Source organism: Cohnella herbarum, from assembly GCF_012849095.1.
GTDB lineage: Bacteria > Bacillota > Bacilli > Paenibacillales > Paenibacillaceae > Cohnella > Cohnella herbarum.
On sequence record NZ_CP051680.1, the window covers coordinates 5023935 to 5050287 of the forward strand.

Annotated in this window: 26 protein-coding genes; 4 read left to right on the forward strand and 22 right to left on the reverse strand. The window is 50.7% G+C overall.

Annotated features, from left to right (window positions below; translation table 11 throughout):
* Nucleotides 1–28: 28 nt before the first annotated feature.
* The 7 genes from HH215_RS21505 to HH215_RS21535 form a co-directional block, all read right to left on the reverse strand.
* Nucleotides 29–1813, reverse strand: coding sequence for a hypothetical protein (locus HH215_RS21505; RefSeq protein WP_169281764.1), 1785 nt, complete (start codon nucleotides 1811–1813; stop codon nucleotides 29–31).
* A gap of 178 nt (nucleotides 1814–1991) precedes the next feature.
* Nucleotides 1992–2660: a hypothetical protein gene (locus HH215_RS21510; protein ID WP_169284512.1), complete on the reverse strand. Its 669-nt coding sequence runs from the start codon at nucleotides 2658–2660 to the stop codon at nucleotides 1992–1994.
* Between the two features lie 172 nt (nucleotides 2661–2832).
* On the reverse strand, nucleotides 2833–3993 hold the full coding sequence (locus tag HH215_RS21515; protein WP_169281765.1) for a trans-sulfuration enzyme family protein: 1161 nt from the start codon (nucleotides 3991–3993) through the stop codon (nucleotides 2833–2835).
* Entirely contained in the window at nucleotides 3990–4817 is an 828-nt protein-coding gene (locus HH215_RS21520) for a carbohydrate ABC transporter permease (protein ID WP_169281766.1), read from the reverse strand. Before HH215_RS21520 ends, HH215_RS21515 begins: the two co-directional genes overlap by 4 nt.
* Nucleotides 4817–5698 carry a carbohydrate ABC transporter permease gene (locus HH215_RS21525; protein ID WP_169281767.1) on the reverse strand — a complete coding sequence of 294 codons (882 nt, stop codon included), beginning with the start codon at nucleotides 5696–5698 and terminating at the stop codon, nucleotides 4817–4819. Before HH215_RS21525 ends, HH215_RS21520 begins: the two co-directional genes overlap by 1 nt.
* Nucleotides 5699–5771: 73 nt before the next feature.
* The gene (locus tag HH215_RS21530) at nucleotides 5772–7079 is read right to left on the reverse strand and encodes an ABC transporter substrate-binding protein (RefSeq protein WP_169281768.1); all 1308 of its coding nucleotides are present in this window, start codon (nucleotides 7077–7079) and stop codon (nucleotides 5772–5774) included.
* A gap of 107 nt (nucleotides 7080–7186) precedes the next feature.
* Nucleotides 7187–7864, reverse strand: a complete 678-nt coding sequence (locus HH215_RS21535; RefSeq protein WP_169281769.1) for a FadR/GntR family transcriptional regulator — start codon at nucleotides 7862–7864, stop codon at nucleotides 7187–7189.
* Between the two features lie 168 nt (nucleotides 7865–8032).
* On the opposite strand from HH215_RS21535, the gene HH215_RS21540 reads away from it, so the two are divergent.
* Entirely contained in the window at nucleotides 8033–8914 is an 882-nt protein-coding gene (locus HH215_RS21540) for a pirin family protein (RefSeq protein WP_169281770.1), read from the forward strand.
* Between the two features lie 121 nt (nucleotides 8915–9035).
* Here HH215_RS21540 and greA read toward each other — a convergent pair whose 3' ends face one another.
* The 3 genes from greA to pdxR (HH215_RS21555) form a co-directional block, all read right to left on the reverse strand.
* A complete protein-coding gene (gene greA, locus HH215_RS21545) occupies nucleotides 9036–9521 on the reverse strand; it encodes a transcription elongation factor GreA (RefSeq protein ID WP_169281771.1) in 486 nt (161 codons plus the stop codon).
* 94 nt (nucleotides 9522–9615) lie between these two features.
* Nucleotides 9616–10182 (reverse strand): pyridoxamine 5'-phosphate oxidase family protein, encoded by a 567-nt coding sequence (locus tag HH215_RS21550; RefSeq protein WP_169281772.1) that lies wholly within the window; start codon nucleotides 10180–10182, stop codon nucleotides 9616–9618.
* Between the two features lie 30 nt (nucleotides 10183–10212).
* On the reverse strand, nucleotides 10213–11622 hold the full coding sequence (pdxR, locus tag HH215_RS21555) for a MocR-like pyridoxine biosynthesis transcription factor PdxR (protein WP_169281773.1): 1410 nt from the start codon (nucleotides 11620–11622) through the stop codon (nucleotides 10213–10215).
* Between the two features lie 111 nt (nucleotides 11623–11733).
* On the opposite strand from pdxR (HH215_RS21555), the gene HH215_RS21560 reads away from it, so the two are divergent.
* Nucleotides 11734–12282: a pyridoxamine 5'-phosphate oxidase family protein gene (locus HH215_RS21560; protein ID WP_169281774.1), complete on the forward strand. Its 549-nt coding sequence runs from the start codon at nucleotides 11734–11736 to the stop codon at nucleotides 12280–12282.
* A gap of 56 nt (nucleotides 12283–12338) precedes the next feature.
* On the opposite strand, the gene HH215_RS21565 is transcribed toward HH215_RS21560, so the two are convergent.
* On the reverse strand, nucleotides 12339–13301 hold the full coding sequence (locus HH215_RS21565) for a proline dehydrogenase family protein (protein WP_169281775.1): 963 nt from the start codon (nucleotides 13299–13301) through the stop codon (nucleotides 12339–12341).
* A gap of 125 nt (nucleotides 13302–13426) precedes the next feature.
* Between HH215_RS21565 and pdxR (HH215_RS21570) the strand changes: the two genes are divergently transcribed.
* On the forward strand, nucleotides 13427–14830 hold the full coding sequence (pdxR, locus tag HH215_RS21570; protein WP_169281776.1) for a MocR-like pyridoxine biosynthesis transcription factor PdxR: 1404 nt from the start codon (nucleotides 13427–13429) through the stop codon (nucleotides 14828–14830).
* 10 nt (nucleotides 14831–14840) lie between these two features.
* On the opposite strand, the gene HH215_RS21575 is transcribed toward pdxR (HH215_RS21570), so the two are convergent.
* The 9 genes from HH215_RS21575 to csaA form a co-directional block, all read right to left on the reverse strand.
* Nucleotides 14841–15122, reverse strand: a complete 282-nt coding sequence (locus HH215_RS21575) for a helix-turn-helix transcriptional regulator (protein WP_169281777.1) — start codon at nucleotides 15120–15122, stop codon at nucleotides 14841–14843.
* Between the two features lie 201 nt (nucleotides 15123–15323).
* Entirely contained in the window at nucleotides 15324–16124 is an 801-nt protein-coding gene (locus tag HH215_RS21580; RefSeq protein WP_169281778.1) for a CheR family methyltransferase, read from the reverse strand.
* Entirely contained in the window at nucleotides 16125–17720 is a 1596-nt protein-coding gene (locus HH215_RS21585) for a methyl-accepting chemotaxis protein (RefSeq protein WP_169281779.1), read from the reverse strand.
* Nucleotides 17721–17912: 192 nt separating this feature from the next.
* Nucleotides 17913–18581 (reverse strand): response regulator transcription factor, encoded by a 669-nt coding sequence (locus HH215_RS21590; protein ID WP_169281780.1) that lies wholly within the window; start codon nucleotides 18579–18581, stop codon nucleotides 17913–17915.
* A gap of 35 nt (nucleotides 18582–18616) precedes the next feature.
* Entirely contained in the window at nucleotides 18617–21229 is a 2613-nt protein-coding gene (locus HH215_RS21595; protein WP_169281781.1) for a PAS domain S-box protein, read from the reverse strand.
* A gap of 159 nt (nucleotides 21230–21388) precedes the next feature.
* The gene (locus HH215_RS21600) at nucleotides 21389–21646 is read right to left on the reverse strand and encodes a hypothetical protein (RefSeq protein WP_169281782.1); all 258 of its coding nucleotides are present in this window, start codon (nucleotides 21644–21646) and stop codon (nucleotides 21389–21391) included.
* Complete coding sequence (locus HH215_RS21605) at nucleotides 21643–21834, reverse strand: hypothetical protein (protein ID WP_254450174.1); 192 nt, start codon at nucleotides 21832–21834, stop codon at nucleotides 21643–21645. Before HH215_RS21605 ends, HH215_RS21600 begins: the two co-directional genes overlap by 4 nt.
* Before the next feature lie 255 nt (nucleotides 21835–22089).
* Nucleotides 22090–23115 carry a TlpA family protein disulfide reductase gene (locus HH215_RS21610; RefSeq protein WP_169281783.1) on the reverse strand — a complete coding sequence of 342 codons (1026 nt, stop codon included), beginning with the start codon at nucleotides 23113–23115 and terminating at the stop codon, nucleotides 22090–22092.
* Nucleotides 23116–23141: 26 nt separating this feature from the next.
* Nucleotides 23142–23471 (reverse strand): chaperone CsaA, encoded by a 330-nt coding sequence (csaA, locus tag HH215_RS21615; protein ID WP_169281784.1) that lies wholly within the window; start codon nucleotides 23469–23471, stop codon nucleotides 23142–23144.
* 143 nt (nucleotides 23472–23614) lie between these two features.
* Here csaA and HH215_RS21620 point away from each other — a divergent pair, with 143 nt between their 5' ends.
* A complete protein-coding gene (locus HH215_RS21620; protein ID WP_254450175.1) occupies nucleotides 23615–24280 on the forward strand; it encodes a lysoplasmalogenase in 666 nt (221 codons plus the stop codon).
* Here HH215_RS21620 and HH215_RS21625 read toward each other — a convergent pair.
* Nucleotides 24272–25246, reverse strand: coding sequence for an aldo/keto reductase (locus HH215_RS21625; protein WP_169281786.1), 975 nt, complete (start codon nucleotides 25244–25246; stop codon nucleotides 24272–24274). The two genes, HH215_RS21620 and HH215_RS21625, sit on opposite strands and share 9 nt — an antisense overlap.
* A gap of 35 nt (nucleotides 25247–25281) precedes the next feature.
* Nucleotides 25282–26349: a dual-specificity RNA methyltransferase RlmN gene (gene rlmN, locus HH215_RS21630; RefSeq protein ID WP_169281787.1), complete on the reverse strand. Its 1068-nt coding sequence runs from the start codon at nucleotides 26347–26349 to the stop codon at nucleotides 25282–25284.
* Nucleotides 26350–26353 lie beyond the last annotated feature (4 nt).

Consider the following 26353-nt stretch of genomic DNA (forward strand, 5'->3'; position numbering starts at 1 on the left):
CAGACGCTTACGCATTTCGCGCGATTCCCTATGGCTTCACTTTATCGAGCAGATCCTCCCGAACGAAGGTTTCTTCGTAACCCGACGTCTTATAAATCAGCTTGTTACCCGAAAGAACATATCTTTCTTTTGAACCGTACGAGTCGGCTATGAGCTTGTTTCCGGATAATTCGAACGTGTATTCCAACGTCGCGATAGTCGATTTAGATGTGAGTTTGCGGTCGAAATAATCGATGATGACGCCTTTCCCTAGAGGATCGGTGCCGAGCGGCCCGTAGGTTTTGTTATGCGTCACGCGCTTCCCTATGAATTCCCGGTATCTCACCCTGTACCATTTCCCGTGCCATATCAACGCTTCTTCCATTCGCTCTGCTTGCCTTGCGGAATCCTTATATTTCCCCAGCTTGATAAATTCGTCGCGGGCTTGAATCACTTCCGCCCGGGTACTCCGAAAGCTAAGAGCGATGCGATATCGGCATTCCAGCAGCAAGGCGGCTTTGCTCGCGTAATCTCCGTCAATCTCGTTTAGCAAACCCAACGCGCTCGTATAATGACCTTGCTTGACCAGATCTTTCGCATATTCGTACTTGGAATCCTTAATCAAGTCCCGGCTATCCTTGTACGCTCCAAGTTCCCTTAGCTCATCAAGCGCATTCAAGAATTTTCCTGCTTCGCGAAGGTCGAGGACATACTGATAACGGGCTTCCCTCCTAAGCTTCTTGCTGTCCTTGTAATCGATAATCCGATTAAACATATTCATGGCGTCATAGGGTTTCCCGCTATCCTGCAACCCTTGAGCCCACCCGTAAATGGTTGCCTTCAGAAGTTCCGCGCTGTCTTTATAATTGCCCAGTGCACCGAACCTTATTTCCGCCTTCTTGAAATCCTTCCGTTCGAGATCCGCGTTCGCCATCCCGTATTCGGCCTGCTTGACCCGTTCGGAGGAATCCCGGAATTTCCCCAGCGCGAGGAAAGCCTCCTTGGCTTCTTCATAACTCCCCGCTTCGTATTGCTTCTCCGCCTTCTCGTAGCGCCATTGATCTTTGAAATAGCTCTCGTACAGCACGAACAACCCAAGCGCGACGAAGGTCACGGTAATGACGATCCGAAAATTCCTTTTTTCCCTCTTCTCTTGTACCGCGAGCAATTGTCTTTGCTCCAAGGCTTCCGCCTGGCGAGCTTCGTACGATCGTTGCAGAAAAGAAGGGTTAACGAGTTCCAACTGCTCCCGTCTATCCCTCGCGCAACGCTCGCATTTCGCCTCGGCCAGTTCGTTCATTTTGCCGCAGGTACAAGCCCACGTTTGATCCGGGAAGATTTGAGGAACGTACGTCGTCGGGAAAACGGCGTTTTCCGGCGTCCTCAGCTTCAATTCCGCGAGCCAATCTTGTTTCCAATCCGACAATGGCTTCAGTTCGGGCACTTTCCGGGTCGTCATTTCGGTGAAATGGAACACATCGTTCTCTATTAGCGCTTTTTTGAAAAAAACGACGACTTTCCTAACCCTAACGTCCGGCAGCGCGATCAACTGATCTTCTCCGAAAACAGAACCGGACGAAACGTTCATATCCTGAAAAGCGAAATAAACGACGGAATTGCCGGGGGTAGGTTCGCCCGTCTCGTCGTAACAGCCGATATGGAGATGCACGGAATGAAGGATTTTACCGGATATGTTGCACATCTTTAAGCGAAAGACCGCTCGCTCGTTAAGCGGATCCAAGAAAACCGTTCCTTGAAGAATCTCCACCGGCGAGCCCTGCATCCACTCTCCGGGCACATAGGATGCCAATTGTTTATACTGGGTCTGGCTCATCTATCTTTCGCACGCTCCCGCCACGTCGTCAAACCGATCGATTTTACCTCTTTACCATTCGACATTTCTTTCCAAATTCCTACAACTCCTAATACAAACGTCCTTACGCGCAAAAAAAGATACCCATTGCAGGTACCCTTCGTTTCTCCACGTCTATTTCTTCCCGAATGGCGGTTCGTCAGCGGCAAAGCGTCCTCTCGATATAAGAAGCCAAACCTTCCAACGGATGCCCGATTTCGATCCCCGTCTCCTCGCGAACCTGTTTAGCCGCTTCCGACATGGACAACTGACCGACGGAGATCCTCTTGCCGGAAGCTTCGGAAGCAATATTCCGCAGACGTTCAGCCAACGCGAGCCGATGCTCCTCTTTTTTCCCTTGCATAAACAGATCGAATAATCCCTCCAGCACGAGAACTTCGATTCGAGGTTGCCGCCCCGCCTTCCGGGCGTGTTCCCGCAGCCTTCCCATCGTCCCCTCGACGGTCGCCGGATTCGTAAACAATACAAGCTGCGGCTCCTCGCAAGCGCAAACCGATTCGAAAAACGGCTCGTCGATCTTCAGAACCGGAACGACGACGGAAGATTCCTCCTCTTGCAGCACTGCGATGTAATTTGTGCAAGTGATCAGAATCGCGTCCGTATCCGCCCCGGCGATCCACTCCAGTTGCTCCTTGACCCGTCTCATCGCATCCTCCAGCCCGAAAGCCCCGTCCGAAGATATCCGGTACACGAGCGCGGGGTCCACGAAATGGAGAAGCTCCGACCGGCTCGAAGATAATGCCTGTTCGATATATTCGATATTAGAATGATGGGCATGCAAACAGCCGATTTTCATGTTCACGTGTATTCACCGCCTTTTTTTCAGCTATTTTATCACATTCGCTTGCTTATCCCCAACTTTATACACACCCTATCCACAACTTGTGCATAACTTGTGCAAAACTTTAATAACAGAACAAAAAGGGGTGCCAGCAAGTAACATTTACTCGCTAACCAACCCCGTTAGATTAGACTTCGCTTCATACCGCTTTCCAAGCTTGATCTATATCGGCTATCAGATCCGTCGGACTTTCCAGTCCGACGTACATTCTTACGACGGTTGATGTTCGTTCCTCGCCTCCATCTCCATCGCTCCCGAGTCGATTAACCGTTACTAGGCTCTCGAACCCTCCCCAACTCACGCCGATCTTGAAATATTTCAGTCGATTCGCCCATTCCTTCAGCCGCTCCGTCGGTTCATTCGATAGGAACGAAAATAAGCTGCTGGAGCCCGACATCTGGCGCCGCCCTAGCTCGTATTGGGGATGGGAAGGCAGTCCGGGATGGTTTAATCGGGACGCGAACCCTTGTTTGCCGATATGCTCCGCGACCTGAAGCCCGCTCCCTTCATGTCGTTGCATGCGCAAGGGCAACGTCCGGAGCCCTTTCGATACGAGCGCCGCCGTCTGCGGCGTCATAATGCCGCCTAGCAGCATATATTCCGTGTTCCCGATCCGCTCCACGAGCTCCTTAGAGCCCAGCACGATGCCGCCGATACAATCGCTATGTCCTCCAATATACTTCGATATGGAATGTACCGATAGATCTATCCCCAATTGAAGAGGGTTCTGAAAACACGGAGTCGCCCACGTATTATCGATAAGAGTTACGGCACCTATGCTTCGCGCAAACTCCGAGCACCATCGCAGGTCCTGCAACTCGAACAGCATAGTCGTCGGACTTTCCAGATATAGCAGCTTCGTGTTCGGACGTACAGCTCCGCGCCATTGCTCGATCGAACTTCCGTCGATGAACGTCGTTTCCACTCCGAACCGGCTCAGATAAGTACCGAGAAACGCCTTCGTCGGACCGTACGCCTGATCGACGCATACGACATGATCCCCTTGCCCGACGACGGACATGATCGCCGAGCTGATGGCCGCCATCCCGGATGCGAAGCATCTCGCCGCTTCCGCTTCTTCAAGTTCGGCCAACTTCTGTTCCAAATACTGAACGGTCGGGTTGTTGCCGCGAGAATACACGTGATGGTCCAGCAATGTCTTCATCGCTTCTTCGAATTGATCGTATCTTTCGAACGCAAACAAGCTGTTCTGATAGATCGGTACGTGAATGGCGCCGTGATGCCTCGCGTCGACCGGATCGAAAGATGCTTTGGTAAATTGGTTTTCTCGTTTGTTCATCCTTTTTCTGCTCCTTGAGTGAGTCCTTCTACGATGAATCTTTGGGCAAAAGCAAATAAAAGAATGGTCGGTAAGATCGATAATACCGCTCCGGCCGACATCGCACCCCAATCCACGTCGAACTTCATAATAAACGAGTTCATCGCCACCGGGAGCGTCTTAAGCGCATCGTTGTCAATGAACATTACGGCCAAGAATAATTCGTTCCAGTTTTGCACGAATGCGAAAATAAAGGTGGAAGCGATCCCCGGCAGCATGACCGGTATAATAATTCGTACCAATGCGGACCACCGGGAGCAACCGTCGATCATCGCCGCTTCCTCAAGACTCGCCGGAATCCGTTGAAAAAATCCGCGCAGCATAATCGTGGAGAACGGGATAAGGATGACCGTATACATAAGCACGAGAGAGAATCGGTTGTTAATCAAGCTCATGCTGCTCATCATTAGGTACAGCGGCGCTAGCGCGACGAAGCCGGGCAACATCTGGGTAGCGAAGAACGCGAGCATGATCTGCTTATGTCCCCGGAACTTAAAACGTGCCAGAACGTAGGCGCTCAGAATCGCGATGACGAGTACGATCATGGCGGAAATAATCGCTATCATCAAGCTATTGCCGATGTAAATGTGGAACTTGGATATTTTGAAAATATGCACGTAATTATCCAGCGTAAAGCGCTCGGGCCAATACTTCAGAGGGAACGAGAAGATATCCTTCTGCGGCTTAAGCGACGTGATGACGATCCAATACAGCGGGAAAACCATGACCAGCAAATAAATCGCCAGATAGATGAATTTGGAGACGCCCAGAAGTCTCAGCTTCATCAGAACTCACCCGCCTTCTCCGCCTTGGTGACCGATAAGAAGAAGATCGTATAGAGCAGCAAAATCGCGATCATGATAATACCGATTGCCGAAGCAGCCCCGTAATCTCCTCCGTAAATGATTTTATCCAGCATCAACGAAGACAAAATATGAGTGCTGCCCGCGGGTCCTCCGTTCGTTAGCCCGTAGATGATCGTCGGGTCGTTGAAAATCCAAATCGCTCTCAGCAGCGTAGTCGCAATGATCGTCGGCATGATGTAAGGCAGAGTTACGTTCCATAGCTTGCGAACTCCGCTTGCCCCGTCCATGACCGCGGCCTCGTAGAGCTCCGAAGGTACGGATTGCAAGGCAGCCAGCAGCATAATGGCGAAGAACGCGACGCCATACCACACGTTGGCGATAATGACGGAGAACATCGCCCAATGAGGGTTCGACAGAAATCCGATTCGCTCCTCGATAATGCCTAATTTAAGGAGCAGATCGTTGATGACGCCGATCTGGGAATTAAACATCCACTTCCAGATCATCCCGATGAGGAAGCCCGACAAAGCCCAAGAGTAGAACACGAAACCTTGATAGATCCCTCGTCCCCTGAACTGTTTCTTCATCAGTAAAGCAAGCGTTAATCCGAGAAAAAATTGAAAGAAGAGCGAGATCACGACCCAATAACCGCTATTCTGCAATGCCATGATGAACTTGGGATCCTTAAACGCGGCCTTAAAATTGTCTATTCCAACGAAATGAACGCTTCGCAAGTCAAACAGCTTATATTCCTGAAAGGCCATGACGATTCCCTTAAGAAAAGGGTAGTACGTAAACGCAAGCACAAGCAGCAGGGCGGGAATCAACCCGGATAGAATAAACGCCCTTTGTTTTTTCATTGCCGCACCGCCTTCTTTAATAAAGGGGATGGGCGGCAACGATTGCGCCGCCCATCACGACTTCATATGGCTGCTATTGTTTTAACGTCGTCTTCTGATCCACCCAGTACTCATCCCACTTCTTGAGCGTATCCTCAAGATTGGATTTGCCTAGCAGCAGCGACTGCCCGGTCTCCATCGTGACTTGCCCCCACTGACCGGTGCCCGGGTACTGGAACGCCGGCTTGTAGTTCACGAACGTATCCGGTTTATTGGACATGTCGATCAACGTTTTATAAGGACCCGTTTTGAAAAACTCGTCTTCCGTAGCGCTGCTGTGAATAGGAATGAGACCGTAGTCTTTCGAAAATTTCGTATTCTCGGCCGGGGAAGACAGGAATTCTACCAGCTTCCATGCCTCTTCTTTGTGCTTGGATTTGGCCGTAATTCCCCATCCCGCTCCGCCTGCGGCGAATAGCGCTTTGCCTGTCGGGCCCGTGACGAGCGGAGCCGTCGCCCAAGTTCCTTCGGTCATCTTCTCCTGCAAGGATTGAATGACGTCCGGATCCTGCAGCAGAATGCCCGCTACGCCGGAAGTGAATGCCTGCACTTGCTCTTGGAAGCCCCAGTTGATGGAATCCGGAGGCGATGCGTCTTTGTACAGCTTCAGATATAGCTCCATAGCCGCTTTTGCTTCGGGCGTGGAGTAGATCGTCGCTCCATCCTTCGTGAACATGGAATCATCCAGATTGACCTTATCCCCGTTGAAGGCAAGAATCATCGCATCCGTGGTGCCATTCGATCCCGCTCCCCCGCGGAAAGAGAAGCCGAAGCGGTTCTTGGCAGGGTCTGTCAGCTTCTTCGCCGTATCGTAAAGTTCTTCCCAGGTTGTCGGCGGATTTAATCCCGCTTCCTTCAACCAATCCGACCGATAGAACATTTGCCTCTGATACAGGCCATTCGGCACGAAATACAATTTGTCTCCGACCGTCCCTACGGATTTCGATACCGCGCTTACGGTAGCGAAATCCTTCCACTTATCCGTATAGGAATTGAGCGGTTCGATATAACCGTTGTTTACGAACTCGGCAACGGTCAAATCCCGGACTTCAAGTACATCGAGCTGTTCATCGGACCCGAGCATCGTTCTTATTTTGTTGTCTGCCTGATCGAAAGGAGGCGAGATGAATTCCACTTTAATGTTAGGGTTGGCCTCTTCGAATTTCGTGATCATTGCCTGGATGAGCTCGGTTCTCTTCGGGCTGGTCAAGCTTTCGATCATACGGAGCGTTACCTTGTCTCCACTGCCGCCGTTACCGTTCTTGCCGCTGCATCCTGCCAAGAGTCCTACCGTCAATACGGCGCAAAGCAACGAAACAATCACTTTCTGACGCCTAATCATCGACAAATCTCCCCCTAATCTTACATGTATCATACAGTCATCCTGTCTGATAGGTCGATTATATTGAAAGCGCTTTATCTTGTCAATAAAAAATAAAGCGCCTCCATTTAATAGCTTTTTATCTTATCCTCGATGCAATCCATCATTTTATTGAACTCTTCCAACGCGCGTCCCGTGTCGTGTGCGGCTATCGCATCGAACATCGTCCGGTGAAAGGGATACGTCTCGTCGAACAGCTGCTTGTTTCCGAGCGGCTCGTTGAAGAACTTCTCGTACAAGCCGGCGATCGCATCCATGACCGTCTCGAGTACGGGGTTTCGAGCTGCCTTGATCACGTAACGATGAAACGTCAGATCGATCTGCGAAGTATCCTTGTCGCCTTCTTTCAGAATGCGGTATTCTTCTAAGCATAGCTCCAGTTCCTTGATCTGGCTCTCCGTAATCCGTTTCGAAGCGAGCGCAACGGCCTTGCCTTCGAGGGCTCTGCGCACGTCCAGCGTGTTCAGCAGAAAAGTCCGTTCCCTCTCGATCTTCACTTTGCCCGAAAAACGGAACGTATCGACATCTCGTACGAATATCCCTTTCCCGTTCTCTACCCGGACGATGTCGATCGCTTCCAAGTAGCGTAAGGCTTCGCGCAACGAAGAACGTCCGACTCCGAACATGCTCGTCATTTCCTCCACCGAAGGAAGCTTATGCCCCTCCTTAAGTTCCTTTTCTTGAATATAGCTTTGAATTTCTTGCGATACTAATTCATGTACAAGAATTTTTTGAATCTTTCTCATCCTAAGCCGCCTCTCACCTTACCACCTATCTGATAGGTAAATCTTATCTGACGAGTTGTGTCGTGTCAACAGATTCCATTGTCGCAATACTTGACGAAATCGCTTTTTTCATATATCTTTAATTTAAGATTTACGAAATAGAGATTTACCGGAGGGAGAGTATTTACAATGATTACATTCCGCGCAATCGAAGGAACGTTCCACGGTGCCCCATTCCATATGGTAGGCGACGGTTTCCGGGTATCCAACTATTTTCCGTCGGGGAATGACTTCGGAGAAAGATTCAGCCCCTTTATCCTCATGGATTATAACGCACCCTACACGTTCCCGCCGTCCTTAGCGGCGAAAGGCGTGGGAGCCCATCCCCATCGCGGCTTCGAAACGGTAACGTTCGCTTACGAAGGCCATATCGAGCACCATGATAATCACGGCAACCATGGCGTGATCGGTCCCGGCGACGTCCAATGGATGACCGCCGGCTCCGGTTTGCTTCACAAGGAGTATCACGAACAGGAATTTTCCAGAAGCGGCGGCCTGTTCCAGATGATTCAGTTATGGGTCAACCTGCCGCGCGCGCACAAAATGCACCCGCCGAAATATCAGGAGCTTCTAGACGGAAACATGGGCAGGGTCGAGCTTCCGGATAACGGGGGAACGGTAAGAGTCATTGCCGGGAAATTCAATGGCGTGCGGGGACCCGCGAGTACGTTTAGCCCGATCCATGCGTTCGACATGGCTCTTAAGCAGAACGGCAAAGCCCGCTTCGAGCTCCCGCAAACCTACAACACGGCCGCGCTCGTTCTGCGAGGATCGGCCAGAATCAACGAAGATAACGAAGCGAATGAAGGAGATTTCGTCCTATTCGCGAACGTTCCGGGAGAAATCGTTATCGAAGGTCTCTCCGACGATGCGCTCGTCATCGTCTTGAGCGGCGAACCGCTGAACGAACCCGTCTTCATGCACGGTCCCTTCGTTATGAACAGCCGGGAAGAACTCGTCGAAGCCTTCAAAGACTTCCAATCGGGGAAAATGGGCAGCGCGAATTTCTAATCTAATCGAGCAACCTTATCAAGAACCAGAGGAGCCGTCCCTATAAGCCATTCGCTTATGGGGACAGCTCCTCTTTAGTTCGGCTATCCCATTAACTCAGGACGATCGGGTTCGCGACTCTCTATACGGATTTGATCTCGAGCAGCTCGTATTTTACGACGCCCATAGGCGCCGCGACGCTAATAATGTTGCCTACTTGCTTGCCTACAAGCTCTTTGCCAAGCGGACTTTCGTAAGAAATTTTATTTTCCAACACATCCGCTTCGGCAGGGCCGACAATCTGGTATTCCAACTTCTCGTCGAATTCAATGTCGTTCAAGATGACCAAGGAGCCTACTTTAACCGTTGAATGGTCCAACTCGGCGGAATCGACGACCTTGGCCTTATTCAACATTTTCTCCAAGATGATAATTCTCGTTTCCATGAACGATTGATCGTTCTTGGCCGAATGGTACTCGCTATTCTCCTTGAGATCGCCGTAGCTGATTGCCAGCTTGATCCGTGCGGCTAACTCCTTGCGCTTAACGTATTTAAGATCGTCGAGCTCGGCCTGTAGTTTCGCTAAGCCCTCTTTCGTTAAGATCACTTCTTCGTTATCCTTAGCCATTCTTGTACAACTCCCATTTTCAATTCTGCATCCCATTTTAACCTATATTCCGTTACCCTACACTTTAATAGGCAGTGCCGTTACAAGGTTGACCTCAACCTCTATCGGCAATCGCTTCCCCAAGAGGAGTCGGCAACCCGTCGATACTATGGGTATTCTTGTTTTGCCAATACTGCTTAAGCCCTTCCTCGCCCTGCTGTACGGACCACCGCTGTAAAGTCTCTCGTTCCCCGGCGTATTCCATGAAGGGAATCGAATAACCGCAAGAAGTCTGGACTTTATCGAAATCGATCATGATAATCTGCCTTGCTCCCGGAAGCGGCTCGAATAGAGGATAGAGGGTTTCCCACTCCGGCGAGCCCGGAAGGACAACCGTTCCCGTTCCGTACAGCCTCAGAATATTCGGCGGACCTTCGAAAGCGCAGAACATGATCGTAACTCTGCCGTTTTCGCGGATATGGGCGCTCGTTTCGTTGCCGCTGCCCGTCATATCCAAGTAGGCCGCTCTGTTCGGAGATAAAATCCGCATAGAATCGTATCCCTTAGGAGAGAGATTCACATGACCTTCCGATGACAGCGGAGCCGAACCTACGAAAAAAATACGTTGCTTCGCAATGAATTCCTCATGCACGGGTAACAAAGCCGTAAACTGTTTGCCCATCTTGCGTCCTCCTCTGCCCTAGGCAGCGCTCTAATCACCGAACCACGCTTTCTTCAAGCGAATGATCCCCTCTTCGATTTGGCGTTCGTTCATACCTCCGAATCCGAGCATTAGATAAGATAACGGGCATTGCGCGGGATCCATCCAATGATTTCTCGGCGAATAAACTTTGACGCCCTGCTCCGAAGCCAGTTCGATTAACTCCATACTATCACGATTACGGACGTCTAGCAGTAAATGCAACCCGGCCTTCTGTCCGATGACCTCCACCCGGTCTCCCAGATGCTCATGGATTGCCTTCAGTAACATTCTATGATTGGCCTGGTACAGCTTTCTCATTTTACGAACGTGACGCTCGAAATGCCCGCCTTGCATGAATAGAAACATCGCTTGCTGAAGAAGGGGGGATACGGACTGGCTATAGGAGGCGATTCCGTTCCGGAAATCAGCGGCCAGCTTCTCGGGCAACACGATATAACTCATGCGCACCGAAGGCAGAAAACACTTCGAGAATGTCCCTAAGTAGATAACCCTGTCGCCTACGTCCATCGCTTTGAGCGCCGGAACGGGCTGCCCCTGATACCGGAACTCGCTGTCGTAATCGTCTTCGATAATGAGACCCTCTCGTTCGTAAGCCCATTGAAGCAGCTTATTCCGCTTTTGTACGGGCAACACGCTTCCTAAAGGAAATTGATGGGAGGGCGTCACATAGACCGCATTTACGTCATGCTGCTTCAGTTGACCCAAATGGAGACCATCGGATTCGATGGGAATCGATACGAGCTCGCGACCATGATTCTCGAACACCGTTCGAACGCCATTATAGCCCGGATCCTCCATCGCAACGCGGCTCGGCAACGGCAGCACCTGGCACAGCAAGCTAATGGCTTGCTGCGTGCCGGAGCATAGAAACACTTGGTCCGGCGTGCACGCGACACCGCGAGAGGGATAGAGATAACGCGCGATTTCCGCGCGAAGATCGCCGTTCCCTTGTCGGTCGCCATATCCTAGCACCTCGTACGAATGGGAATCCAGGGCGTCCAGCAAACATTTTTTCCATGCTTTCATCGGAAAATGGTTCAGCTCGACGTCCCCGTATTGATAGTCGAAGAGGATTCGTTCGTCAGGCACGGGTTGACGGCGAGCTTTACTATCGTGCGCAGGTGCCGCGCTGTTGATAGTCGCTATTCGCTCCAGAGGCAGCACGTGCAGTCCGCTTCGGGGTTTGCTGATCACGTACCCTTCGGCAAGCAGCTGCTGATAGGCCGTTTCCACCGTATTCTTGCTCAGCATCAGATGGGAGGACAACTGCCGTATCGAAGGTAATCGGTCGTTCGCAAGCAGTTTCCCGGCCTCGATCTCTTGTTTGATATAAGCGTATAGTTGCTTGTAAACCGGAATCTCGCCCTGTTTATTAAGTATCGGAGAAAGTCCCAACACGACCCCTTAACACCAACTGTCCCTCTAAAATAAAAGAAATCTGTCACTTTCAGCTATGACAGATAACAACTAATATGATCTTACCACAACTTCAAGAGGGGCGGGAATAAAATGTATCCCATACGTATGTACAAAAGAGAATGTAACGATTCAAACAAAATCAACGGTTTTCTCGAACGGGCCAGATCAGGGTTTCTTGGACTGTCCGCCGAGAACGTTCCTTACGTCGTTCCGTTGAATTTCGTCCGGTGGAAGGAGGCGATCTATTTCCACGGCGCATCGGAAGGAAGGAAAAACACGATTTTGCGACAAAACGCTCAAGCTTGCTTCACGGTTTGCGAAGATCAAGGAACGATTACGGACATCGTTCCTGCCAATACGGATACGGCTTATATGAGCGTCATGCTCTTCGGCTCCGTTGCTTTAGTCGCCGATCTGGAGGAAGCAACCGAAGCGATGCAGGCTTTACTGAATAAATACGTACCCGGTTATTACGACAGTCCCTTAGCCAAGAGTCATGTGGAGAAATACGTATCCTCACTCGGCAGCCGAACTAGCGTGTATAAGCTAGTTCCCTCCGAGGTCACGGCTAAGGAAAACGCTGCTCGGGAGGGACAACTATTTTATCCGGGAAAAACCAGGCACGATGAAGGGCAATGAGTACGGGGCCGCGATCGGTCTCCCATTACCGCAATTTGCTAGGGGTGGGCCGACTATTAATACATTTCCTCGCTCCCGGAAGGCATCGCCATATCCGCGATAGCTCTATATAAGTTCGGCGGATATTCGGACAAACGGTGGAAGAAGTACAGGTGCCACTCTTTGCCGTAAGGCAAATAAATCCGCGTCCGATAGCCGTCGTCTTTCAATCCCTTCAGCAGGTCCGGCCGAATCCCGTATAACATCTCGACTTCGACGTTAGGCAGCGCAATCAGCCCCCGTTCCCTCGCTTCCCGATGAATGGTTTCGTCATGCGTCGCGATCGATACGGGGCGACCTGTAGCGATAGCCGTTTCGGCCAATCGCAAATACTTGGCTTTAAGATGCTCGGAGCGCGGTACCCCGTCTGCCTCCGATTCCCGGAATGCGCCCTTGACGATCCGAATCCGCCCGGGAAAATGCTTAATCTCCTCCATATCGCTTTCCGCGCGGTGCAGGTGCGCTTGTAAAGTAATCCCTACATTCGGGTACGACGAGGCGGCCCGCTTGTAAATCCCGATAATCCGGCTTGCCTTGAACGATTCCTCCGCGCTGATCATGATGGTCATCCCGTAGATCGCCGCTTCCCGGATCAGCTCTTCCAGATGACGATAAGCCAACTCCTCATCCACCGTCATGCCGATATGCGAGAGATCAAGGGAGATCGTCGATGACCGGCCGGCGGTTCCGTACATTCCGATCAGCCGCAGAAATTCCTTTGCGGACTCCGTGCATTCCCGCTCATCGCTTACGTTCTCCCCGATGTATTCCAACGATGTCGCATATCCCCGCATGTTCAGCCGTACCGCCTGAAAGACCGCGTCTTCCTTCGTCTCGCCGGTGATATATCTTCGCGCGGCCCGATAGAGGAGCGGATACAGCTCTTCCGAATTCGAGATATGGCTCTTGATTTGTTCGTCTCGCGCTATCGTCTTCAATGCATCGGCGGCCAACGTTCGCAATGCAAAATCGTCATTCATTGCATATCATCTCCTCTACGTTTCCTGACACGGTTCCATCTCTTAAATTACCGTGTTAAAGTGGTTAGTAAAAGGATCACTAAGCGCCATATTTTAAAGGACCACTTATACGAGGGGCTAATCTTATGACATGGATAACGATGGATCGAGCGTCCGGCACGCCCTTATTTCGGCAAATTTATGCCCATTTCCGAAAAGCGATCCTACAGGGGGAAATGAAAAGCGGGACCGCCCTGCCCAGCACCCGGGAACTGGCTTCCGCTCTGCACGTTTCCCGAAACGTCGTCGTCGAAGCCTACGAGCAATTATTCGCCGAAGGGTACATCGAGAGCCGACATGGCTCAGGAACATACGTAGCGGACGGAACGTTCCTTGACCTTGCTCGACATGCGCTACCCTCCATACCGCTCGCGGCGATGACCTCTTCCGTCGGAACGGCGCACGCCGACCTGATCGATTTTCGCCACGGAATTCCCGCGTTGAACCAGTTTCCGCGAAAGCTGTGGGGACAGCTAGCTCAAAGGATCTGCGCCGATACGTCCGACGAAGCTTTCGGGTACGGCAAACCCGAAGGAAGCACCGAGCTCAGAGCGGTACTCGCGCAATACTTGCTTCGGACGAGAGGCGTGATTTGCGAGCCCGAACAACTTATCATTACGACGGGGGCCACTCAAGCGATAAACTTGATTGCCAAGCTATTGCTGCCCGGCGGCAAGGAAATCATTATCGAAGATCCGATTACGAAGGAGATCCATACCCTATTCTCCCTCCCCGGGACGACTCTATCTCCCGTACCGGCAGACGATCAAGGAATGATGACGCATCTGCTTCCGACCGACGGCAAGCCGTGTTTCATCTACGTCACCCCTTCCCATCAATTCCCGCTTGGAGGGGTACTGCCGATTCAAAGACGCGTTCAATTGATACAGTATGCCTCGGCATCCGATTGCTATATTGTAGAGGACGATTACGACAGCGAATTCCGTTACGAAGGGGCTCCCGTTAGCTCTCTGCAGGGACTGGATCCCGACCGCGTCATCTATATCGGGACGTTCAGCAAAATCCTGTCTCCCGCGCTGCGGATGGGTTATTTGATTCTTCCGCGTTCTCTTGTCGAGACGGCGCGAGGCTTGAAATGGCTCACGGACTTACATACGCCTTCGTTAGAGCAATTGATTCTTGCCCGATTTATTGAAGGCGGGTATCTTGATCGCCATGTTGCGAAAATGAAGAAGCTGTATCGCAAACGGCGGGACTATTTAATCCAAGCTTTGGTTCATACGTTCGCGGACAAAGTTACGATTCTCGGGTATTCTACCGGACTGCACTTAGTCGCCGAGTTTACCGGCGCGGTCTTCACGCCGGCCTTGTTAGCGCAAATCGAACAAAGCGGCGTACGAGTCTATCCCGTTAGCGTCCATGCCTTGGATAAAAACAAGCATCGAAAACGAATCATTCTAGGGTACGGGAATTTGTCGGAGGAAAGAATTGCGGAGGGAATTCGAAGATTGGGCTCCATTATGCAATAAAAAGCCTCGCCTAGAAGGCGATGGCTCCCTTGATCTGCTCGTACTGCATGACGGATTGCGCGACGATCATCGACAATAGCTCTCTCGTAGAACCGCTATTTGTTTTTTCTTGAATTTTGGCGATATGGTTTTTTACCGTTTTCTCCGCGATGCACAATTCGGAGGCCAAGCTTTTGTTGCTGTATCCGTATCTCGACAAGTAAAACACGACTTCCCGCTCGCGTTCCGTCAGCTTGTGGATCTTGGCGAAATAGGAGACGACATGATGCAAATTCGATGTTTCCTGTTGCATATTCAAATCTAACACCTCAATTGATATACGATACCGCTTTGGAACGGCAAGTCTTCTTCATACCATTATATTCTAAAAGTGTTAGCTATTTATTGGGCTGAGCTTGAAATTTATTCTTTCCGCAAGCTCGTCAAAGAGGCTCTGCTCTTAATACGCTTATGCGGCGCACCGGGCAGAGCCAACTATGAGCCACTCCTAATTCTATCGTTTTCTGTAGAAGAACGCATCCACAGGCTCAAGATCGTATCGAAGCGGTTGCAAGATCTGTTCGACTTCTCCGATAAAGAGAAAACCGCCCTTCTTTAAGGCTCTGCTGAACTTCCCTAATAAAGCCTCCGTTGTTTTATCCTTTAAATAATTCAGAAGATGACGGCAAACGATCAGGTGGAATCCGCCCTCGAACGGATCGGCCAATAGATTATGCGACTTAAACCGAACGCAACGTTTAATCTCCTCCGAGATGGCATAACGGTGTTCCCGCAGCTCAAAATAGTTGTCCAGATAGAGCTTCGGCACCTCTCTCATAGATTCCGCCCGATAGATTCCCGCTCTTGCTATCTGAATGGCTCTTTGATTAATATCCGTCGCAAGGACTTGAATTTCGTGCGATTGCCTGAAAGCGGCGAGCATTATCGCCAAGCTATAGGGTTCTTCCCCCGTAGAACAGGCCGCGCTCCAACATTTGATTCGTTCATTTCCATGTAGAATCTCCGGCAAAACACGTTGCTCCAATACGCTCCACCGTTGCGCATTACGATAAAATTCCGACTCGTTGCACGTTAAATGCTCCAGCGTATCGGTGAGCAACGTCTCGTTTTTTGCCAGCGCGTAATAGAAATCGACTAACGCGTCGAAGCGGCTTTTTTTCATTAGGCCGGTCAGCCTGCTCCTCATCTGGTCTTCTTTATACAGAACGAGATCGATTCCCGTTTTCTTCTTGAATAGGGCGGCGAAGCGGATATAATCGTCGTTTAACGATGACCATACTTTTGGATGGCTCATTTATAACTTGAACAGAGATACGGAACCGTTCAATTCCTCGGCAAGCCGCGCTAAGGATTGGGCGGTCGCTGCCGTTTCCTCGCTGCCGGCCGCCGTTTCTTCCGTAACCGAGGATATGCTTTCAATCGAAATCAGGACCTCGGACGATTGAGCAGCCTGTTGTTCGCTCGCGGCGGCAATATCCGTTACCCTATGGGCAGTTTCGTTTACCATCGTCATAATGCGCCCGAAGGCCTCTCCGGTTTTCCGCGAGGCAACGACGCCGTCCTCCACCGCCTTCACGCTTTGCGCGGTGTTGTTCTGCATGCCCTGAATGATTTTCGTAATTTGCTTGGTCGCCTCGCTGCTTCGCTCCGCCAACTTTCTTACTTCGTCCGCGACTACCGCGAAACCCCGACCTTGGTCTCCGGCCCGTGCTGCTTCGATCGCTGCATTCAGAGCAAGAAGATTCGTCTGTCCCGCGATATCGTCGATCACTTTAATAATTTCGCCGACTTTGTTCGAGTCCTCTTCCAGCATGGACATCCGTTCGTTAACCCTCGACATTCCGTCGATGGAAGATTGCAAAATCTCCCCCCCGTCCCGCGCGATGCTAATCGTTTGGTTAGACAGCTCCGATGCTTGTTCCGCGCTCTGGGCGACGGTATTGATGGCAAGGGACAACTCCCTGAACAATTCGCTCATCGTTTGCGCCGCGTTGGCTTGACTCATGCTTCCGCTGGCAATCTCCTCCGTGGCGGCCGATATTTGTTGCGAGGCAGCCGACACGCTTTCCGCGGATACGAGAATGCCGCCTACGGTCGATCTCAAGTTAAACACCATATCGTTGACGGAAGCCGCCAATACCCCGACCTCGTCCTTCGTATCGATATCCGACGTTTCGCTTAAATCTCCCGTCGCTACTTTACCGACTAACCGCACCATACGATTTAACGGACGGGCAATGATCCTAGCAATGACGACGCCTAACCCCACGCTAATGATCAACGCTGCGACGATTATCGCGAAGGTCATCGTTCGGGAGGATTGATAGAGCCGATCCGAATCCTCGCGAGCTTCCTTCGCCATCCGGATATTGGTGGATACGAGCTTGGCCGCAATAGCCTCCAATTTATCGCCGGAATCCTTAAATCCGCTGTCGAGCAAATAATTCGTAAATTGTTCCGTGCTTATATTCTCGCTATTCATTCGAAGCGCTTCATTCAAGAACCCGTTATATCTTTTCCATTCGATAGCGAATTGCTCCAGATCGTCCTTCTCCGATTGAACCAGCTCCGCTTGGGCGAATTGATCCATCCTTTTCTCTATCTCTTTAGTCTGAGCGAGTATTTGATCTTTATAGCTCTGATTGTCCGCTTCGGTCTTGGATAAAATGTTCATGTCCCTCAGGTCGACGTTAATATTCTGGTATAAAGTCTGAACTTGACTCAGGTCGCTAATCGGCACCAGGTTCGAGTCGTACATCCTGCTCATCGAAAGATCCATACTGTTCAGATGCATCAAACCGATAACTCCGATAAAACCCGACAAAATAGCGATAACCGTAAACGAGGATATTAGCTTCGCGGAAATTCTCAAATGATTGAACCATTTCATGATCTAACACCTCACCTCTTTATTTTGCGAGTGATTCTTAAGGCCTAGTTTGATCATAAGCGGGCTAACGATATTGGTAACCGAAAATATATAGCGCGACCGCGCAAATTTATTTCGGGAACCTGCAAAGAGCGCAAGAAAATAGCGACGCAGGGGGTAAATTCCCCAACGTCGCTATGCTTCACCGTCATCCTAGAAAACCTGCTCCAGAAAATCCAAATCGGTCAGAAAACCGATTTGCTTAGCCTTGAGCGCGGCTTCTACTCTTGATTTCACCTTTAATTTGCCGAACAGATTCGTAAGGGCATATTCAAGCGAACGCTGGCTCATCAGCACGCTCTCGGCAATATCCTTATTGCTTCTCCCTCTGGCAATCTCTCTTAGTATTTCATACTCCTTATTGCTTATCGCAAGCGTTGCTTGCTGCCCGTCTTTCGTGCCCGACGCATGCAGCGCCGATTTCCTTAATTGTTTAACTAAGGACATCGGCAACACGACTTCTCCCCGCAAAGCGCATCGGACGGCGGTGACGAGTTGTTCGCTGTTCGAAGTCTTAAGGATAAACCCGCATATGCCGGCTTCGATCATCAAGTTGAAATGGTTATTGAACTCAAAACCCGTGTAGATTAAGATGACGGCGTCGGGCTTCATCTTTAATACTTGCTTGGCAAGATCGATCCCGTTCACATCTCCGATATGGAGATCGATTAACATGACATCGTAAGTTTGCGCGTTGATCAACTCTATCGCTTTATCGGCCGAGTTAGCCAACGAAACCTTGATATCCCCTTCCTGTTCAAGGATCATTCTAGTTCCTTCCATAACCGATGGATGGTCGTCTACCAACAGAATAGGAATCATGTTGTCCACACCTCGAAGAGTATTAATATTCTGCGTTAATCTTGCGCGGGAATGGAGACAGAGATGACCAAGCCGTTATTCATCGTCGAGTCGAAATCTATGATTCCGCCCATGCTGCGCACCCGTTCCTTCATCCCGTAGATCCCTATACTCTGATAAGAATCCTTCACCTTCCTATAATCCATGCCTATCCCGTTATCTTCATAACGCAAATGGACGCGATCCAACTGACTGGACAATTCGATACGTACTTCCGTAGCAAAGGAATGTTTCGTAGCATTCGCTAGCATCTCTTGAACGACCCGATAGAGGCCGATTAATTGATCTTCGCTTATCGCGTGAATGTAATGGGCAGCTTCGAACAGAATGGAATAGTTCGTACGCAATTGGGTAAAGTCGAACAATGCTTCAAGGGAGGATACGAGCCCTTCTTCTTTTAACAAAGGCGGCCTTAGCTCATTGCATGTCAGTCGGATTTGATATACGACATCAAGCAGACCCTGCGAGATCCGCCCTAATTGCTCCCTGATTTCTTCCGTTATGGAGTCGTCCGCCATTAGAAGATCAAGCTTGCGATACCAGATGATTTGTTCTTGCAGCGCTGCATCGTGCAAGTCCTGGGACAGACGTTTTCTCTCGTTCTCGGTTAAGTTGAACAACAGTCTGAGAAGCCACGTCGGCGCGACTTGCGGGATTGCGATCTGTTCCAACTCTCTGGATAAGTCCTCGATCATCAAGAAGTTATCGAATAGCACGCCGACATATCTAGCAATCGTTTGAAGCCATACTCTTTGGGACGTTATTTGCAGGGTGGCCGGCTTATCGTGAATGCATAACAAATAGCTTCTGCCCCTGATTTCGCCGATCTTCAGATAACACCCCTCAGTTGTTTCGATGATTTCGCATAGCTTGTCCTCGTTGTGTTCCACCTCCGTTAAGCTGACTCGGTTAGTTTTCATGACTTCCCGTACTTCTCTCAACAAGCGCCGCTCCAGTTGGCTCACTTTCATGACGCCGAACAGATCATGGGAAAATCGATCCAAGCTCGCTTGCAAGCGATAATGTCTGAATTCGCTCTCTATTAATGTACGCTGCGATTGTTTGGCGAGTGTAATATCTTCGAACATTAATTGGATGGAGGCGGCTTCCGGGTCATAGATAGCGGTCATGGAAATATCGATTACTCGTCCGTTCCGATGAAGGATTTGATACTCTCCGGGAGGCGAATATCCATTCTTCAGAGTAGCCGCTATCCGTTCTCTCACGTAATCATGATAGTCGGGATGAACCCATTCCTTAACGACATCCGTTTCCCTCCTCATTCCGCACGACTCCGCTCCGACCATTTTCATCCCCGACGGATTGATATAAGTAATCTCATCTTCCTTGAAGATGGCGATCCCGACCGGAGATAGCTCCACCAATCTACGATATCGATCCTCGCTATGCCGATAACGCGCTTGGCTCTCGACAAGTTCCTTCTCGATTTTCGCTTTTTCCGAGATGTCTCTTGCCACGAATACGATACGGTTGACTTCTCCATCATCGCCGAATACAGGGGTTCCCAAAGCTTCAAAATGGATATAGGAGCCGTTAGCGTGGACGATGCGATACCTCATTAGCCGGTTGCTCTTCTGACGGATGATCTCCGACATATCGTTCCTCAACCGGTCTTGGTCTCCTGGATGAATGTAATCAATCACGCTGGTGCCTGGAAAAGATTCCGAAATCCCCAATACCTTCGCGCAGGAAGGAGAGGCGAACAAAATGTTCGCGCGATTATCGATCACCCCCATCATGTCCGTCATATTATCGGCAATCAGCCGGTACTGCTCTTCGCGATCGGCCAGCGCCTTCTCGATGCTCTTCTTGGAGGTAACGTCTTTGCAGATGACAAAGGCGCCCTCGACTTGGTTGTTCACTCGGATCGGCACCTTTTTCATTTCCCAATGGAACACGTCTCCGTTCTTATGCCGGGATGTCATTTCGAATTGCTGGGAGCTGCCCTGCATAACCCTTTCGAAATATCCCTTCAAAAGCTGAATATTGTCCGCTCCGAAAACATCGTCGATCGAGAAATTCGCATTCTCGCCTAGCAACCGTTCGCCTGTTATCCTCTCGGCCGTCGGGTTAATCGCGATCACGTTTCCGTCTAAATCCAATTCGCAAATAATGTCCGAATGAAATTCGAATAGTGATTTGTATCGCTGCTCGCTTCTATGCAGCTCTTCCTCCATCGCTTTCCTTGAAGAAATATCGATAACGACGCCGTCGTAACGAGAAACTTCTCCTCGCTCGTTTAGGACCGGCATGACCCTCGCTTGGATCCACCGTGCCTCTCCGCTCGCGTGCCGAATCCGGTATTCGCACTGATCGGGAACTCCCTGCCTGATCGTTAGCGACCATTCTAAAAAATGAGGAATATCCTCTTCGTGGACTAAGCTCTCCCATTCCTTAAATTTCGCGAACTTCTCCACCGGGTAACCGGTAATTCTAGTCAAAGCTTCCGACGCGATCGTAATTTCAAGCGAGAATAGATCGTATGACCAAATAGCGACATCAATCATGTTTAACATTTTTTCCGACAGGAGGTTTTTACGGATTAGCAACGCTTCTCTGGCTGTGTCTAAGCTGTCGTGTGCACTCATGCTGCGGCCATCTTCTCCTTATGTTTAATTACGGTCTATGTACTGTCCGGCTAAACATCGTCCCCTTTGATTAATTCAACTTAAAGTTCTGATTCCCTTCGCATTTCCGCGCTTGGTTATTAATGGAATATCCCGTCCGCTCTCCATGTTATAATTACATCATATGCGCAGGTCCCCCTCTAAACGAATGGAGGCTTCTCCTTGTTCCAGATCATGATCGTAGAAGACGACGAAAAAATACGCTCGATCGTAGCGGACACGCTTCGCAAATGGCAGTTTAAAGTAACCGAAGTAACGGCGTTCGATCAAGTACTCGCCGAATTCGAGAAATCTCAGCCTCATCATGGAGAACAGATAGATCGTATAGAGCCGGAAGTTGCGCCGGACATTTCTGACCGTGAGATCGAGCAGACTCATCTCGCTTGTCCCCCCAAGATGCTCTGGGTATCCAGAATGCGATCATAGAACGCCTTCTGGCTCTGCTCCCCGGCATAAAGTTCGTTCACGATGCCTCCGTCGCGGAGGAAAATGACCCGTTTGCAGTAGCTTGCCGCATAGATGTCGTGAGTCACCATCAAGATCGTCGTCCGGAACAGCTCGTTCAACCCCAGTTGCTAGCTCTTGACGAAATTGCCTAAGCGACTGCTTTTTTACTTGTTACTAACAACAGCCGGAATTCCCGCATCCAACCATTGAAGTAACATGAAGTTGAGTGACGTTTTTGTCACTTAGGCAGAGAAAAAGCCCGGCCTAGTCCTGAACTTCCGCTCAGGGGCCGAGCTCTTCTTTATTCGTTATTCCCCGTGCAGCTTGAGGCGCTAATCGCTTCCTGAACGAGTGCCAGCTTTTCGTCTCCCTATTCAGGCTTTCCTTACCGCCTTCTTCATGCTTTCGTAACTGATCGCGCCGAGATAACGATCTTGTATCACGCCCGAAGGATCAATAATGTAGGTCGTCGGATAGGCGGTCACTTTGTATCGCTTCAGCACGTCGCCCTCTTCGTCCAACACGATCGGAAAGCTTAGAAGCTCCTTATTCGCGTATTGAGCGACGCGCTGCACGTCCCTCTCCTGGCTGGTCGCGTTAACGGATAGAATGATGACGTCTTGATCTTTGTATTGCCGATATAGTTTCTCTACATGCGGCATCTCCGCTTGGCACACCCGGCACCAGGTCGCCCAGAAATTCAGCAGCACCGTCTTGCCGCGGTAGTCGGACAGCTTGACCGAATTGCCTTCAAGATCCGTCAGTTCGAATTCCGGAGCGAGTTGAGCCTTGCGTGCGCCGACTTCAGCTCCGCTTGCCGCCCGTTCTTCCGGCGAATTGGCCGCGCGCTCCGTCGAATCCAGCAGCGTATACAGAATCGCCGTGCCTACGAGCAGGATTACGAATGCCTGCGCCGCATATCGCGGAGAAGGGCTAAGCAGTAGAACCATTGCCGCTCCGGATAGCACGAATATCAAGTAAACGGCATTCCCGGCCGAATCGCTAAACACGATCTGGGCTAGCGTAACGGACATCGCCCAACCTGCACCCATAACGGCGATAACAGCTGCCGTCTGCCTTGCTCCCAGTCGTCGGAAGTGGCGGAATCCCAGAAATGCGGCGACGATTAGCGATGCCAGCCACATCCCTTTCGCTCCTCCGCTGAAGAACGCCAAGGAAAGAGGTTGGGCGATCACGCTTGCCGGATCGAAGAGGAACAGGCTCCCCTTCCAGACGAGAATCCATAGGAAGACGGCATTCCAAGCATCGGATACGATTCGTTCCCTATCCGGATGCCGTCGTTGCCGGTAATGTACCGCAAGCACGCCGACCATGCCCGCTACGATATAAATCAGCAACTCGATATTGAGAACGAAAGTCCCTACCTGAATGTTCGGCATCGATTTGGAACTCCTCTTCATCGTGATTATGCGATGGGCGTACCGTTCTCTACCGGCTCATCCGGCCGAAGAAGCACAACGTCCCCTTCCTCAGGCACTGCGCCTAAGACGAGCGCTTCCGATTTAAAGCCCGCGATCCGCCGCGGAGGGAAATTCACGACCGCCGTTACCTGCTTGCCGATCAATTCTTCGGGCGAGTATCTTCTCGTAATCTGCGCCGAAGAAGCAAGAATGCCCAAAGGGCCGAAATCGATCTCGAGCTTAATCGCCGGTTTCCTTGCTTCCGGGAACGGTTCCGCCTTGACGACCGTCCCGATACGGATATCCAGCGCGTGGAAATCTTCGATCGTTGCCATATCCTTGATGTCTCCTATCGCGAATCTCGAAATTCGTAGAAATCGATCCGTTCGCATGTATAATGTAGTAAAGCCTATTAACGGACTTCAAGCCGAATCGACTTCGCCGTCTGATCGTTCAATGAAGAATGGAGAGATCTCTCTTGAAAAAAATCGGATTACCGGTACTCATTCTTCTTATGTCCGCGCTCTATATCTTCGTCATTCCGAGCGATCCCGAAGGGGTTAAGATGTTGTTCAAGCTCATCCCCATGGCATTGATCATTCTCTATGCCTATCTTCAGCCTCCCGTCTCCGGCAAGCGTTATCACTGGACGATGCTAGCCGGATTGGCGTTCTGCATGATGGGGGACGGCTTGCTCGTATGGTTTATCGTAGGCCTGTCCGCGTTCCTCGTCGGACACCTGTTCTATATGACCGCGTTTTTCGGAAAATGGTCGTTCTCGAGGCTTCGCTTCGCAACGATCGTTCCGATTGCCGCATACGCTTCGTTCATGGGTAACGAGCTTATCCAAGCGTTAATTCGCGACGACGAACAAGCGCTCATCGTACCCGTCATCCTATATGTCGCGGTCATTTCCTTGATGGCTTGGTCCGCGATCATGTCCGGCAACAAGCTCGCGATCGCGGGAAGTCTATTGTTCGTAATCTCCGACTCCGTCTTATCTTGGAACATGTTCGTATTCGATGTAAGCCACTCGGGAATCTGGATTATGACGACTTACTACGCCGCCCAATTCCTAATGGCTCGAAGCTTGGGAAGTAAGCCTGCGGAGATCGCTCCGTCATCTTCCGTTTCCTTAAGGTAACCGAAAAACCGCGAACGGCTTCCCGTTTCGGAACGGGTCGCTTATTGCGTTCAACGCAAACGTAACTTCGGAGTCTAGTTTAAGATCTACGCTCCGCAAGTTATCATCCAATTGTTCCGTCCTCGTCGCGCCGACGATAACGGTCGACACCGCAGGCCGATCCATGAGCCACGCGATCGAGAGGGCGCTAGCAGAGACGCCTTGTTGTGCCGCAATCTGGCTCACTTGCTCCGCGAGCGCAAGATTTCCGTCCTCCAGGTACTTCCCGAAGTTAGGATCCGTGTTCGCTCTAGATCCGATCGGTTCCTTGCTCGTCGCGGTATATTTGCCGCTTAAGATCCCGCCCGCGAGCGGAAAATAAGGAATGATGCCGACTCCTTGGTCCAAGCATAACGGAATCATCTCATTCTCGGGCGTACGGTCGGCTAGCGAGTAGCTCGTTTGCATGGCGACGTATCGACTGAATCCCCTAAGCTCACTAATCCCCAGAGCCTTCATCATTTCCCATGCCGCATAGTTGGAAGCTCCGATGTAACGTACTTTTCCCGAGCTCACGAAATCATCCAACGCGCGCAAAGTCTCATCCAGCGGCGTATTCGGATCGAACGCATGAATCTGGTACAAGTCCACGTATTCCGTGTTCAGTCGCTTCAGACTTCCCTCCAGCTCCCGCTGAAGATGCGAGCGCGATGAACCTCGCTCGTTCGGCCCCGGCCCGCTTGCCAATCCGGCTTTCGTAGCCAATACCGCTTGGTGGCGCCTACCGGCTAATGCTACCCCGATGATCCTCTCCGATTCGGTTCCCGCATAAATGTTCGCTGTATCGATGAAGTTAATCCCGTTGTCCATCGCGTGATGAACGATCCGAATGGACGCCTCTTGATCTGCCCGCTTCCCGAAAGCGTTCGTGCCTAGACCTAATAGGGATACTTCCAACCCGCTATTTCCAAGACGACGATATTTCACGTCCATCCCTCCTTCCAATCCAATCGAATTATTCGTCAGAGCGCCGCTTCCGCCTTGATTTGTTTGCTGCGCAATTGTCCGCAAGCGGCGTCGATATCCGCCCCATGCTCCAAGCGAACGCTGCAGCTAACCGATTGCTTCTTAAGCGTATCGTAGAATGCGCTGACCGTTGCCCGATCGGGTCTTTGATATTGACTATGTTCGTCTACCGGATTGTACGGAATCAAGTTAACGTTCACGAGCGGCCGTCTGTCTCCGATCAATTCGGCAAGCTCCAACGCATGCTCCCGCTGATCGTTGACATCCTTCAACATGATATATTCGAACGTGATTCTCCGATTTGTTTTGTCTAAATAGTAGTCTATCGCCTTCAGAAGCTTCTCGATCGGGATCGCCTTATTGATCTTCATAATCCGCGTCCGAAGCTCATCGTTCGGCGCATGCAAGGAAACGGCCAAGTTGACCCTCAAATCCGCATCCGTAAAATCGTATATTTTGTCGGCCAACCCGCTCGTCGATACGGTGATATGTCTAGCGGCAAGCGCCAGCCCCTTCTGGTCTTTGACGGTCAAGATGAAATTCACCAGATTCACGAAATTATCGAACGGTTCGCCGATTCCCATGACGACGATGTGGCTGACCAACTCGCCCTTATCCGCGGCATCCAGATGATGTTGAACCTGCATCAATTGCTCCACGATCTCTCCGCTGGATAAGTCGCGGCTCTTCTTAATCAACCCGCTCGCGCAGAAGCTGCAACCGATATTGCAACCCACTTGCGTCGTGACGCAGACGGATAGGCCGAACTTGTGCCGCATAAGCACCGTTTCGATCAAATTTCCGTCCTTCAACCTGAACAGAAACTTGATCGTTCCGTCCACCGATTCCTGCTTCAAGTGTTCGCTTAACGTGTGAATGACGTAATGATCCGCAAGCAGTTGCACGCAATCCTTGTTCACGTCTACCATCGCGGAGAATTCTTTGACCCGCTTCCTATATAACCAGTCCCACACTTGAGAAGCCCGGGATTTCTTATGTCCTCTCTCCGCCAGCCAGCCCACCAACTGGTCGAACGTCAATCCGTATATCGATTCAGCATTCATTCGT